14 protein-coding genes and 1 tRNA gene are annotated in these 12,682 nt (G+C 50.3%); all 15 read right to left on the bottom strand.

The window, feature by feature from the left end:
• Positions 1-23 precede the first annotated feature (23 nt).
• The 15 genes from CKQ54_RS23385 to CKQ54_RS23315 all read right to left on the bottom strand — a co-directional run bounded on the left by CKQ54_RS23385 (position 24) and on the right by CKQ54_RS23315 (position 12,533).
• Positions 24-1,961: a phage major capsid protein gene (locus CKQ54_RS23385; RefSeq protein ID WP_120163625.1), complete on the bottom strand. Its 1,938-nt coding sequence runs from the start codon at positions 1,959-1,961 to the stop codon at positions 24-26.
• A gap of 57 nt (positions 1,962-2,018) precedes the next feature.
• Positions 2,019-3,680 (bottom strand): terminase large subunit, encoded by a 1,662-nt coding sequence (locus CKQ54_RS23380; protein WP_120163624.1) that lies wholly within the window; start codon positions 3,678-3,680, stop codon positions 2,019-2,021.
• Positions 3,681-4,172, bottom strand: coding sequence for a terminase small subunit (locus CKQ54_RS23375; protein WP_120163623.1), 492 nt, complete (start codon positions 4,170-4,172; stop codon positions 3,681-3,683).
• 108 nt (positions 4,173-4,280) lie between these two features.
• On the bottom strand, positions 4,281-4,589 hold the full coding sequence (locus tag CKQ54_RS23370; RefSeq protein WP_120163622.1) for an HNH endonuclease signature motif containing protein: 309 nt from the start codon (positions 4,587-4,589) through the stop codon (positions 4,281-4,283).
• Positions 4,577-5,188, bottom strand: coding sequence for a hypothetical protein (locus CKQ54_RS23365; protein WP_120163621.1), 612 nt, complete (start codon positions 5,186-5,188; stop codon positions 4,577-4,579). The genes CKQ54_RS23370 and CKQ54_RS23365 overlap by 13 nt, the downstream gene beginning before the upstream one ends.
• The gene (locus CKQ54_RS23360) at positions 5,170-6,627 is read right to left on the bottom strand and encodes a glycosyltransferase family 2 protein (RefSeq protein ID WP_120163620.1); all 1,458 of its coding nucleotides are present in this window, start codon (positions 6,625-6,627) and stop codon (positions 5,170-5,172) included. The genes CKQ54_RS23365 and CKQ54_RS23360 overlap by 19 nt, the downstream gene beginning before the upstream one ends.
• Before the next feature lie 57 nt (positions 6,628-6,684).
• The gene (locus CKQ54_RS23355) at positions 6,685-7,107 is read right to left on the bottom strand and encodes a hypothetical protein (RefSeq protein ID WP_120163619.1); all 423 of its coding nucleotides are present in this window, start codon (positions 7,105-7,107) and stop codon (positions 6,685-6,687) included.
• A gap of 387 nt (positions 7,108-7,494) precedes the next feature.
• Entirely contained in the window at positions 7,495-7,680 is a 186-nt protein-coding gene (locus CKQ54_RS23350) for a hypothetical protein (RefSeq protein ID WP_120163618.1), read from the bottom strand.
• Positions 7,681-7,761: 81 nt separating this feature from the next.
• Positions 7,762-8,253: a lysis protein gene (locus tag CKQ54_RS23345; protein ID WP_120163617.1), complete on the bottom strand. Its 492-nt coding sequence runs from the start codon at positions 8,251-8,253 to the stop codon at positions 7,762-7,764.
• Positions 8,246-8,785, bottom strand: coding sequence for a lysozyme (locus tag CKQ54_RS23340; protein ID WP_120163616.1), 540 nt, complete (start codon positions 8,783-8,785; stop codon positions 8,246-8,248). Before CKQ54_RS23340 ends, CKQ54_RS23345 begins: the two co-directional genes overlap by 8 nt.
• Positions 8,785-8,988, bottom strand: coding sequence for a class II holin family protein (locus CKQ54_RS23335; RefSeq protein WP_120163615.1), 204 nt, complete (start codon positions 8,986-8,988; stop codon positions 8,785-8,787). The genes CKQ54_RS23340 and CKQ54_RS23335 overlap by 1 nt, the downstream gene beginning before the upstream one ends.
• Positions 8,989-9,270: 282 nt before the next feature.
• The gene (locus CKQ54_RS23330) at positions 9,271-10,329 is read right to left on the bottom strand and encodes a DNA-methyltransferase (protein WP_208644643.1); all 1,059 of its coding nucleotides are present in this window, start codon (positions 10,327-10,329) and stop codon (positions 9,271-9,273) included.
• Between the two features lie 190 nt (positions 10,330-10,519).
• Positions 10,520-11,883 (bottom strand): IS3 family transposase gene (locus tag CKQ54_RS23325; protein ID WP_120349708.1). Its coding sequence is split into 2 segments (ribosomal slippage): positions 10,520-11,394 and positions 11,394-11,883, totalling 1,365 coding nucleotides; the frame shifts between segments, so codons are not numbered across the junction.
• Between the two features lie 160 nt (positions 11,884-12,043).
• Complete coding sequence (locus CKQ54_RS23320) at positions 12,044-12,310, bottom strand: hypothetical protein (protein WP_120162349.1); 267 nt, start codon at positions 12,308-12,310, stop codon at positions 12,044-12,046.
• 148 nt (positions 12,311-12,458) lie between these two features.
• A tRNA-Gly gene (locus tag CKQ54_RS23315) sits at positions 12,459-12,533 on the bottom strand.
• Positions 12,534-12,682 lie beyond the last annotated feature (149 nt).

The raw sequence follows: 12,682 nt of genomic DNA, 5'->3' as shown, positions 1-12,682 counted from the left end.
CGCATCTCCTGACGTTTAAGCGCTTAGCTGCCCGCGTTCGCCCCGTAATTAACCCCGGTAATCACTGCAACCGCAGCAGTACGGCGACGCTTCCAGTTGATCCAGCGTTCTGCGCGGATGGCGACGCTGTTGGTCTGGAACATTGACACCATTTCGGTACCTGTCGGGGTAACGCTGTCACCTGTAGGGTCGCTTTCCATTTCGAGAGAAGCCTCGCGAGACATATCAACAGCAACACCGCCGTCATCCGCCAAGTAAATATCAGGCGCATTCAGCAGTGTCAGGTTCGTGCCGGCATATTGAGACACGATTGCCGGTAATCCCTGGAAGCTGCCACCAAGAAGAGTCATTTCCGGGTACATTTTCTGACCCAGTGCATTCTTCTTCATTGAAAGCGCCAGCGCGTTGGTGCTGGACATGATCCACACCCCGCCCGTCGGCTGGAGATTGGCAGCAACAAACTGACCAAATGCCGCTTCTGCATCGGCGTCCGGATCGCCAGTAGATGGAATGCCTGCAATACCGTTTGTGATGGAGGCCGGTGACACATTCGCAACTTCGGCTTTTGCCGGGTTGATGAAGTCTGTGTCCAGTCTGGCAATGACCGCTTCAGCCAGTGCATTTCGTACCAGCGCATCAGCGGCAGGGTTAGAGAAGCGGATCAGCTCATCAGTCAGCACAGCGATAGCGGCTACTTTTGAGAAACCAAACGTGATCGACTCAAAATCGAATTTGGTTAAAGGTTTCGCTTTCCCCTGTCCAACCCAGTTGGCCGAACCGCCGGACGTTTGCGCCGGAATTCGAATATTGAACGGAACTTGACGCAGCGCCGGGATACTTCCCTGCCCGAAACGACCAATAATGGTCTGAGGTCGAAGGAATTCTACGAAGTCATTGGCGTATTCCTGATATTCAACCAGGCTACCGGCCCATGTCGGATCAGTTGTGGTACCTGCACCAACAGCGGCTTTGAGGACATGGTGAAGTTTTGCATCGTGAGGATATTGCTTTTTGGCAATTTCCAGCGCTTCGGAGCGGCTACCATTCGCGGCGGCAAGAGATTTCGCGAAGCGGGCAAACGCGATACCTTTTTCCAGCTTTTGTTCCACGCGGATAATGCCCGGAGCACGGTTACCTTCCGTAGTAACAACATGGCCATTGGCGGCTTTTTGAACCGGTTTTGCGGTATCGGCTTTGGTGGCTTCCATATCGCGCAGGCGCGTGAGGTGAGAATCGACGCTTTTGATTTCCGCAGAAACTTCGTCGTATTTCTCTTCTTCTTCCAGATCAAGCGTGCGGCCTTCTTCAAAAGATTTTGCCATCACAGATTCACGGGTCGCTTCCAGCGTTGCACGCTTAGTTTCAAACGATTTGATTTGCTCAGAAATGTTCATTTTTGTTCCTTTAATCGAATTGGTTTTTGATGCTGTAGCGCCAGCGCGTTTGTTGTTTTTCGAATCGTTCTGCCCTGTGCCTGACGCGGCGCGCAGTTTCTCATCGATAGATTTGACTGCCTGAATCGTCCCCTCGGCGTTAGCCGGAACCGTCACGACTGAGAGTTCGTACCACTCCCACTTCGTAAAGCGGATGCCGCCTTCGTCGATGTAGGCGTATTCGATCGGACGAAAGCCTATAGACAGGCCCTTAACCAGCCCGAGGCGAATGCTTTGCCAGGCTTCTTCAAGTCTGGCGGCCAGCTGGCTCGGGGCATCTGCCTTAACCAGTTTTGCCTTAATTTCAATCCCCTCGGGGGTGACCTTAACGCTTGTCACTTCTCCTATCGGGGCCTGATGGTCGTGTTGCCATAAAAGCGGGATCGGAAGCTGAAACTCTGCCCCTTCCGGCATTACGATGTCGCCATACCGGTCAGGTGTCGGCGTGGTTGCAATGCCAGTGATCTCCCGCGTCTCCTCATTGACCGATTTCACCTTCAGAAGACTGACGGCATGCTGTTGCTTCATTTCCTGATCTCCAGAAACGAAAAAACCCGCCGTGGCGGGTCATGGAAGACGCTGTCTCTATATAAAGAAAACGCCGTAATCTTTTTTTGTCGGGGCTGGATTCAGCGCCATCAGATAAATGGCGTTAAAGAGCGCCATTAATGGGTCGATTTTACCAATGCCGCTGGCTCCTTTTGTCACCAGAGGGGCATTGCCGCTGATCACTACTTTTGCGTTACCCACACACCAGTTCATCAGCGGTTGCAGAGCGTGCTTCAGCACACCTTCTGCCAGCTTCCTTTCTGCTGCCTTGCATGCCCCTCCCAGTCGCCAGCCCTGACTCACGCCAACGACAGAATCCTGTGGTATACCTGATTCAATCAGAGTATCGAGCAACACGCCCACGCTGGCGGGGTCCATGCCAACTTTGTCGAGCAGACCGGCCTCATAAATCTGAGAAACATACATCGCGACTTCATCGGCATCATCGCCCATTGTTTTGACTATCGTCAGATCGCCCTGCCTTTCAAAATCCCTCAGTTTGCTCTCTTCGCTTTTCCGACGCTCGAGGGCTTTTTCATGCGCCCAGGCGTGTGACCAGGTCAGCCATTCCCGCGTATTTTTATCTCTTCCAACTATCGAAAGACCCAGAAGGTCATCAAGGCCACCGCCGTCAATTCCTACGGTTATCACTTCGCAACGGCTCAGTATCTGCTTGAAGGTGACGGCCGGATCGGCCTGAGTTTCCCAATATTCAGCACCGGCCCATCGGTCATTACGAAGATTCATGCCTATTTCGACATTCAGGTGCTTCGCCAGAAACTTCCTCAGGCTGCCTTCATCTTCCTGGGAGCGTTTCAGATATTCATCATCCAGCCACTCTTTGCTTACCGAACGCCCCATGTTGGGATTGGTAATATAAAAGTTGTCTGGATTTCTAAAACCCTCAGTTTCAACCATTTCTGGCGGAAACTCATACAAAATCCCGAGCGTTTTGCCGTCCTTGATGATGCCATCACGGACATTTCGCCAGTAATCGAGTTTCTTTTTAAAAACACCGGCAGGCGGCTCATCACTTTGTGTGGTGAGGTAAATTACCCAACCTTCATTACGTGATACCTGACCACCTAATGCCTCAATGAACATCGCATCAGCTTTTGCGTTCTTCCCAAAAAGCCAGAGTTCTTCAACCAGAATACGCCCCGCCTTTTTCCCGGACACGGTGTCGCTGTCAGCGGCCACAACCTTAAGACTGTTACGGTTTATACGATGGGTTATGGTTCTGATGTGATCCTGAATATGGAAGATGGTTGATAACTCCTCATCTTCCCTCACCATGCTGGCCGCTGGCTTAAAGCAGTTATCTGCCACTTCTTTTGTTGGCGCTAAAATCAGATGTTCTTCATCGGCGCGCCAACAGATAATCAGCGCGGTGAGCATAATGCCCGCCGCGATAGTGGATTTTGTGTTCTTTTTGCTGATCAGTAGTCCGTACTCTCGGATCATCTGATTTCCGGTTGCCTGGTCATACCCACCAAATATTGCCAGCACGAAGTCAAACACCCACTGTTCCGAGCACTCTCCAAACGTCGGTTTGCCGGGCACATCGGTCACTTTCAGCTCTTTGAATATCGACAGAGCATACTGACCAGAGTCAGGGAATATCGGTGGCGGGATGATTGACTCACGGTTAACAAGCTTCGAACCCCAGTCAGTGCATGCAGTAGACCATTCAGGCATTTACTGTTTCCCGTTGTTGACCACAAGCTGTGGCGGGGCCATACCCGCAAATTTGCTGGCAACCGCTTTTGCTGCTGCCTGCTTCGCATCTTTCTTTCCGCCTTCGCCTTTTTTGCTGTGAACATAAGGCAACATAGCCTTTGCTGCATCTTTTCGAATGTCGATATCCTCAGCGGCGCTATTCATCACGGCTTTTAGAAAATCCAGCGGGTCCTCATAAACGCCTATACCTCCGGCATTTTCTTCAGGTCGTGGAGAGGTAGCTGTTACTGATGGGGTGTTAACATTTTTTCCGAACGTCGGTACATCATCGACTTCAACTTTTTCTTTCTTTTTTCGTTTAATAAATGCGATGACTTCCGGGTCATTAGCGAGCTGCGACCCCTTGGAACGAGCGGATTTTTCTGAATATCCAGCTTTAATTGCCGCGTCTTTTTGTGACATACCGGAAACCAGCGCAATGGCGAATTTTCGCTTCTGCGCTGTTAACATGTTTACACCCTCCAAAGGGGGAAATTTTCTGCGCGTGAGAGGGAGCGCGGTTTCGCGGGCGAGAGGGGTTGAAGCTTTCCCTTACCCCCCCACCCCTCTCGGGCGCGCTCACCTGCCCTTCATGTCGTCCCGCGTCTTCTTCCGATGGCAGCCGTCATCACCATTGCAGAGGATCTGACAGTTATCATCGGTATCAGGGCCACCCTGATAGAGCGATATAATGTGATCGAGTTCAAATCCATTCGGGTACTCAGTAAGTCGTCCGCAGACTGCACAACATGGACTGGCTGCCCACATTCGTTTACGCCGCGCCTGTAACTTCCATCCAGTAATGCGGCTGTCAGCGATGACCATTGGCTTCAATCGTTGTGTAGTGACTGCCTGTAACCGGGGCTTAAGCGTCGTCAGCTTTGCCATGCGGTACCTCCTGCAAGTCGCCACGCACGGCGGCGTTCAATCCTTGGTTGGTTGTCCGGGTGTCGCTCGACTGTCGCGCCATCGGCATGATCGACCAGCGAGTAGCAGGGATAAATGACCTTGCCGCCCAGAGCGTCACCTACCGCATAGTCAGCCGCTTTGGTTCGGTTCCAGTTCTGGATAATGCGGCTTAGTCCGCTGACTGGCGGGCTGTAGCACACACCATGAAGCAGGCGGTCCATCGTGATGTAATCTCTGCGGTGCTTATCGGCATCAATCAGGCTGGCTGCTATCTGCTGCTGATACTGTGGCGGGCGGCCGGTACCCAGATAGAAACTGATGAGGTGATCGGGGAACCGGGTCACCCATTCACGTACTGAATCGGTGAAGCCAGGCAGCAGAAGCGCGTCATCTTCCATTATCACTACACGGCATTCCTGCTGGCTGGCCCACCCGATAGCGCGCCGATGATTCCAGTTGGCGCCATTGTCCCCTTCATCCATCAGCAGGTGAGCATCAAGCAGGTGCGCAAGCTGGCTGGCCTGATGCCGCCGGGAATGATGGCCGACCACCACAACCTTTATTTGTGCTTCCACCAGGCGAACTCCTTACCCATACCATCATCAGATTTAAAAACGGTGTGGATCTTCGGCCCGGTAACGATGCGGTCACCGAATGACTTTGCAGCCATCCCAAATGCTCCCATATCAACCGCGGTCGCTGGCGCTGTTTCCATCTTCCAGAACCGCTGGCTCTCAATGCGGTAATGCAGCCTGACGATCCGGTGTGCGAACTCCATCACGTCAGCGCGCGAGCCGCCGAGGAGACCGGCGTTAAGCAGTGGGTCATCGCGGTGCTGATCAATGAATTCTCCGTATGCGCGCCCGTGGTGATTGGCCTTCATCCATCCGTCGGCGTAAGTCTTATGCTCAGAGCCAACGTATATCTTGCCGGGTACCATGTCAGCCCAAGGCTCACGCAACATCTCAACGTCAGTGCCATCCGTACACCAGACGAACCGATATTCAGGATGTGCTCTGAGGTGTTGGTAGATGTGAACCCAGCGAGCAAAGTACGGGCTCATCTGAACCGCGGGCACCATAACCAGCGAAGCGCCCGCAGGTGCAACACTGAGCTGATCAGCCAGCACCACAGCGTCGGCGCCGCGAATCGAAGACGACCAGGCAGACAGCACGGATTCATCTGATTTCATCGGCACGGCGCGCTGTGGGTCTGGCTGGCTGGTCAGTAAGGTGGTAATGACCACGTCACGTTCACACCGATAAGGGGCAAAGCCGGTATAGCCACTGTCACGCCTGCTGTTGTAAATCCCGACATTGCGCTTTACCAGCGCCTCACGGTCAGGCCGTGGAACAGAACGTTCGACAGCCGCATGCTCATCCAGCGAATAAATCAGCTTTTCCGAACCCGTTACATCAGCAAACGCCCACGTCGAAAGGCCAGCGTTATGGATGCGCAGCGCCAGATCGGGATGCTCGTACATACCACGACCATAAACCGGGTCAAAGCCGCCGACCTTCTCAATTGCGCTGCGGTGGTAATACAGCATCAACCCACGCTGGCCGGTGTAAGCGATATGTTGTTCATCCCGATACAGCACCGCCATATCTTTCAGCTTCTGCGCGCCAGCCAGATCGAGAAATTGGTAAGCCAGATGCGGCTCAGGTGATTCGACATATGGGACGTGCCAGTTATCGCTGATCGGATAAGCGTCATCGTCCCACAGGAAAAGGTGCTCACACCCCGCATCAATCAGAGCCTCGATGCTCCGGTTCTTCGAAGCCACGATCCCCAGTGATTTCTCATGCCTGATTATTTCGATACCGGCGGCGGTGGCTGCTGGCGCTGAACCATCATCTATCACGATAAACTTAGCGCCAGCCGGCAGATACTTCAGATGTTGCTCAATCGTTTTCGCCAGAACAGCGGGCCGGTTGTGGGTCGTGATGGCAATTCCAATCTGAGAGCCTGAATTGCACGCAGACACATACGGGACACCATCAATAGTGACCTGCATATTAGCTCCAATAAAAAAGCCCGCCGAAGCGAGCCTTGGATAAAACTAAATATATATTTAACTTATGCGCTTAGACTTTTTCTTTCCATTAAACGCATCCTCAGTTACATAAAAGATGTGAATCCACATAGAGAAGACAAATACGGCAGCAGCACTAATCCATGCAATTACAGGAAGTCTTGCGTCCATAAATCCACCATAAGGAATTACGGACCAACAAAGGCTGACATATGTATAGCATATGAAAAGAGGTATAAGGTTCAGTCTACTCAGAAGCAATAAGACAGCAGAGACCCCATAAACTAGCGCAAAAGTTAACCCAAAAGACACCTTTGCATGCTCAACTGTCATGAACACAAGGCACAGGTTGAATACAATAACTTCGGCAACTATAAGCCAAAGATTCCCAATAGATGGACCACCATAAGCAATCCGGTGTAAACTTTTTTTGATTTCCTTCAAATCATCTTCTGTACTCATTTATATACCCTTCTTAAAAAGCGAACAACGTTCGCAACGGCAAATAAGCCTAAGGTGAACACCCTGACTGTGTTCAGGTATATTGATTTTCCTTTTTCATAATGTCTTTTCTACATCTTACTAAGTCAGGAAAGCTGGTTCAATATAATTATACAAAGTGTAGCTTGAGGAGTTCAAAGTTGGAAAAAATCTTAAATAAAGCGCCATTTTTGCATGAATCTTGTTCAGGATCACGCAGCGCTTTACAGCGTGGCTAACCGTTTAAGTATGCATTGCACCGTGACAATCGCCATCATTCAACGTGTAAAGACGGTTATAGCTCAAGTGAATTTTGTTAGTCATTTAGCTGCACCTAATTGCAGTTATAAAAAAACCGCCTAAAGGCGGTTAACGTTGCTTATTTTTTTGTCGGATAATGTAATTTAGCCTTTGAATCTCCATTTCAAGCTCGTTTATCGCATCTAGAGCAACTTCAATCACTGAATTGACTGGCTTTCCTTTATATAGATCACTCGAATTCAACTTCCCATGTGAGGCTTCCAATAAGATGGAATATGCATCTTTCTCTGCCATATGTTTCCTCCCTAACCTAACGCTTTAAGTTTAGTCAGAGGTTGGAAAATTGAAGTTGCAAAAAGTCTTAAAGATCATCCCTCATTTAGAAATTTTTCGGATGTAGTCTTGAAGATATCGGATCACTTGATCGTCTTTAATGGCGCTGGCTCGGAGATCGAAAACAGCCCGTCCACCAGCGCCAGAGAGTTCGACTTGTGCTGCATCGCCCACGCCGCCGGTGCCGGAAGTGCTGTTCCCGACGAGCTGACAGGTTGCAAGGTTTGCCGCGGCGATTCGCACCCGGCGAGTACCAGCAGCAACATCAGCGCGCAACTTATCATTCTTGGCCTGTTCATCTACCATTTCCTTCGTGTGCTTAGCATCCAGCGCAGCCAGGGCGGACTGTGCCGCTTCGGTGCGCTTCTGCTGGTTGGTCAGGTCAATTACGGCCTGATCGCTTTGTTTCTTCAGCGCGGCGGTGTGGGATTCATTCAGTTTGGAAGCGTCAGCATCCCAGCGCAGACCTTCAACCCACCAGGCAAGAGCAGCGCCAGCCACGAAGGCCATTACAATCGGTAAATTGTTATTCATCCAGCCCCCAACACGTCAACTCGCCTTCCTGATCCCGGCGTATCACTTGCCCAAGACAATTATTTGCCCGGACATTGCAGTCTTTCCCGCCATCGCGCACCCACCGCTTTATCTCAGCACAGGCACCACGTTTATCTCCGGCATTTAGTTTTTTGTAGAACGTTGAAGTGAAGCATTTCACCGGTCCAATGTTGTAGGGACAAAATGATGCGATACCGGCAATTTGGGGCTGAGTCAGCGTGACCGTGACATTATTTTTAACCCACGCTATCGCCTTATCGGATTCCAGTTTGTTCACATCGGTGCACTTCGCCGCAGTCAGCTTCATGCCTTTGTAAACAGGCCGCCCATCAATGCGGGTAACGCCGCGGCAAATAGTCCAAATCCCCACGCCATCCTGATAAGCCGTCAGGCTATTACCTTCCTTTTCATCAAGAAATTGTCCGAGGATAGCCGATGCGCCAGCGCCAGAAATGATCAGAGCGATTACAGCTTTGCTGAGTTTGCTTTTAACTCCCGGCTGAGATGCCATCATTCACCCCTGAGTGCTTTGCGGCGGTTTTCTTTGATTTTGAAATACAGATTCGTCAGGTATGTGAGGAGCGCGACCGATATACCTGCCAGCACACCTATAGCGTTCCACTGATCCGGACTAAATGCATTTAACAGGCCGTTCAGGACGCTACCGGCGGATGCTCCGTACGCAATGCCTGTAGTCAATTTGTCCATTTTCATAGTCTCCCCCTCCGGTCAGCCGGTTGGGTGCGCAGTCGTGATAAAAGAAGGAATTAGCGGCTCAGTCACTTTGCGAAAGTTGAATGGGAAGCTGATTGACTGGCCGCTAAATGCTGAAAGGGCCACCAATTGGCAGCCCTTAATTTCACTTAAAAAATATTTAACTATTATCCACTAAAGTTGTATGGTTTTTGCTTCCCTGGTGTTGGCCGAAAATTGGCTACCTCACCTACTGTTCGGAGCAGAGGTGAGGTTTTTTTTTGCCACGTATTAGCCAAAAGATTATGAGTTTTTATAGCCATCATTCGGAAATATTTCTCCCAATGTCTGTTTATACCGTTCCTCTTCAAGTTCCACGCCCAGCGCGAAACGGCCCAGCTTGATTGCTTCTTTTATCGTGGAACCTGATCCCATGAAAAAATCAGCAATTACATCACCCGGTCGGCTGCTGGCGTTGATGATGTCTCTCATCATCTCCGCCGGCTTTTCGCACGGATGTTTACCGGGATAATACGGAACTGACTTATACATCCACACGTCAGTAAATGGTACAAGACTCGTCACAGTGAAAGGCCGCCGCAATCGCTTTAGCTCATCCACCAGATCCGCATAACGTCGGGATAATGAATGATATTCAACTACCAACTGATGATGAGGAAGTTCCAGCTCTTGCCGGGCATGCTTTTCGCGGGCTACGCGATCAAATAAGCTTTGAAGCGCCAGATAGTCTTTCTCACTGGGTAATTGCCACTGGCTCTCACTGAACCAATGCGAAGCCATTTGCTTACCAGTTGCCTGATGAATTTCTTTAGCACTTATCCCCAAGGCTTTGCGGGCATCACTAAAATAATCCACCAGAGGCTTGAGCGTATTTTTGCGCTGCTCCTTGCACTGCGCGGAATAACTTGATGCCTTACCTCTATAAGGACCGCTGTAATGCTCAGCGAAGAGGATCCGCTCAGTGGCTGGGAAATACGACCTCAAGTCTTCTTTGTGCTGCCTGTTCCACGGCCCAGAAGGTTTGGCCCAGATGATGTGGTTCAGAATTTTGAACCGCTCACGCATCAGTAACTCTGTGTCAGCAGCCAAACGAGAACCGCAAAAGACGTACAGGCTGCCTGATGGTTTTAGTACGCGCCAGAACTCCGCAAACATCTCGTCAAGCCACGCCAGATAAGCTGACTCATCAGGCCATTGATTGTCCCATTTACATGATTTAACCCTGAAATACGGAGGGTCCGTGGCTATCAGGTCAATGCAGTTATCAGGTAAGGTTTTGATGTATTGGAGTGAGTCAGCACAAATAATATTTATACTGTTTAAATTCACAGTATTTTTCATAGATCAGAGACGCCCTTTTTGATAGGCTCCATTTGCTGTGTGCACATCAGCAATGGGCCTCGGTTCGCTCGTGACCAACTAACGGGCGAATGGCGTGCACGATGTTATCAGCATCATCTACGCCGCCCATTCCACAAACAAATAAGCCCTGGCAGCTGTGGACTGACCCCATAAAGTTGGACAGTTCATGTTAAGCGGCTTTCAGGGCCTGGGTTCGGTATTCTACCGGACTCAGGCCTTTTAATTTCAGGCTTATTCTTTCGTTGTTGTAGTAATGGATATACCCCTCTATCGCCTCCCTCAGTTCCCTGAGACTCCCGAACTGGCTCAGGTAAAAACACTCCGATTTCAGCGTACCGAAGAAGTTCTCCATTACAGCATTATCCAGGCAGTTTCCTTTACGCGACATACTTTGCGTTATGCCCTCTGCCTTTAATTTTGCCTGATAGGCTGCCATTCGATACTGCCAACCCTGATCCGAGTGCAACAACGGGGCATCTTCTGGACTGAGCTTTGCGAACGCATCACGCAGCATGGTATTCACCATTTCCATCACCGGTCTTTCCGACAGGCTGTATGAGATGATTTCCCGGTTAAAAAGATCGAGAACCGGTGACAGGTACAACTTTTTACCCTGTATCGAGAACTCTGTAACATCCGTAACCCACTTTTCGTTGGCTTTTGATGCACTGAAGTCCCGACTCAGGAGGTTGGAGGCTGCCTTGCCCGCTTCCCCTTTCCAGGCGCGATATTTCTTCACCCTGATAAGCGACCGGAGCGACACCTCTGCCATCAGCCGCTGTACTGTTTTATGGTTCACCAGCAGCCCCTGCTTTCTCAGTGAGAGCGTGATCCTGCGGTAACCATAACGCCCTTTATGATGGTGGTATATCTCTCTGATTTTGTCTTTCAGTCCGGCATGCCTGTCCACTCGCTTCAGCGCGTTCATATTGTGATACCACGTACTGCGGGACATCCCCGCTGCACGCAGAAGGTCACTAAGCGCATAATTACGCCTTAGCTCACTGATTATTGCGGCTTTTTGCCGTTTTTCTCGCTTTGAACTAAGGCCTTTAGCTTTTTTAGGTAGGCATTCTCTGCACGCAGGTAACGGAGCTCAGCCCGCAGCTCTTCGGGAGATAACTTTTCCAGCGCCTCATCGGTAAGTGGGGATGCTTTTTTGGGTTTTGTCATGCCTTTTCTCCGGCCGGGTTTTATGCTCAGAAGTCCATTCTCACCAGCGTCTTTGTAGACATTAACCCAGTGCCGGACGACGGTCTCGTTTGAGATATTAAACCGTGCGGCAGCTTCGCGCATTGAAAGTTCTTCACCGAGAACAGTCCGGACAACAGCAATCCGGAATGCCGGAGAATGGCGGTCATTTTTCCAGGTAATGCCATCAATACCGTGTAATTGCCAGGCTCTGACCCAGCGACGAACGGATGTTCTTTCGACACCAAAACGTTCTGCGGTCCGTTGTGTCCCGTCATTTCCGTAGAGGTAATGGCTGACCACAGCCATTCTGGTTTCGAGGGTATATTTTGGCTTCGCCATAAAAAACTGCACCTTACTCAGTTGGGTGTCCAACTTTTGGGGTGCAGTCCACTGCCGGGGCATTTTTTTTAATATAACTTTCGCTGCTGGTGTCCTCACAACCGAATTGAGGGCATAAAAAAAAGCCGCCCAAAGGCAGCCTTAATGAATTATTTTTTACTTACAAAAGCAGCTTAAACTTCCATCTAAAAGAGCTATAGATGTACTCGCCCCCTTCTTCCCGGTCGGTAAGTTTAGCTAAAATCTCAAACTTACTACCAACGGGATAATCGTTCGATAATTTCTTGGAGCATTCTACCTGAAGTGAGACTTTAGCCCACTGCCCTGGTAGGGGCCTAATGTGAATTTTCCCTCTTTTGCCCGAGCTGCTTTGAATCTCATAGCTTTCAACTTTAAGCGGGCGATAAGGCTCTTCAGGTTTTGCCAAGTTCTCACCTCTGACTAATGAAATTTCTTCTGATCATTGAGAAGATAAAATTATCGCGCACGCGTTAAAAACATCATCACAGCACTCATGCGAATGTGCTTTCCTGTCACTCTGGGGTGCCCATCATCGCAGACTGAAAAACATTGTTTGGAGCGGGCAGTGGGAATCGAACCCACATCATCAGCTTGGAAGGCTGAGGTAATAGCCATTATACGATGCCCGCAATGTTGCGGTGCCGGGTGCCTCCCGGTGAACCGTTGATCAGTCAACCGCGGTCGCTGTCTTCACTTCGAGGGTAAACTGATTAGCCCTACCGCATAGGTAGGATTCACCGCAACAGCATAAACCTATCAGATGCCCACAAAAGACAAA

This window comes from Rahnella variigena, from assembly GCF_003610915.1.
Lineage (GTDB): Bacteria > Pseudomonadota > Gammaproteobacteria > Enterobacterales > Enterobacteriaceae > Rahnella > Rahnella variigena.
The sequence above is the reverse complement of the archived record's forward strand: the minus strand, read 5'-3'. Positions and strand labels throughout refer to the sequence as shown.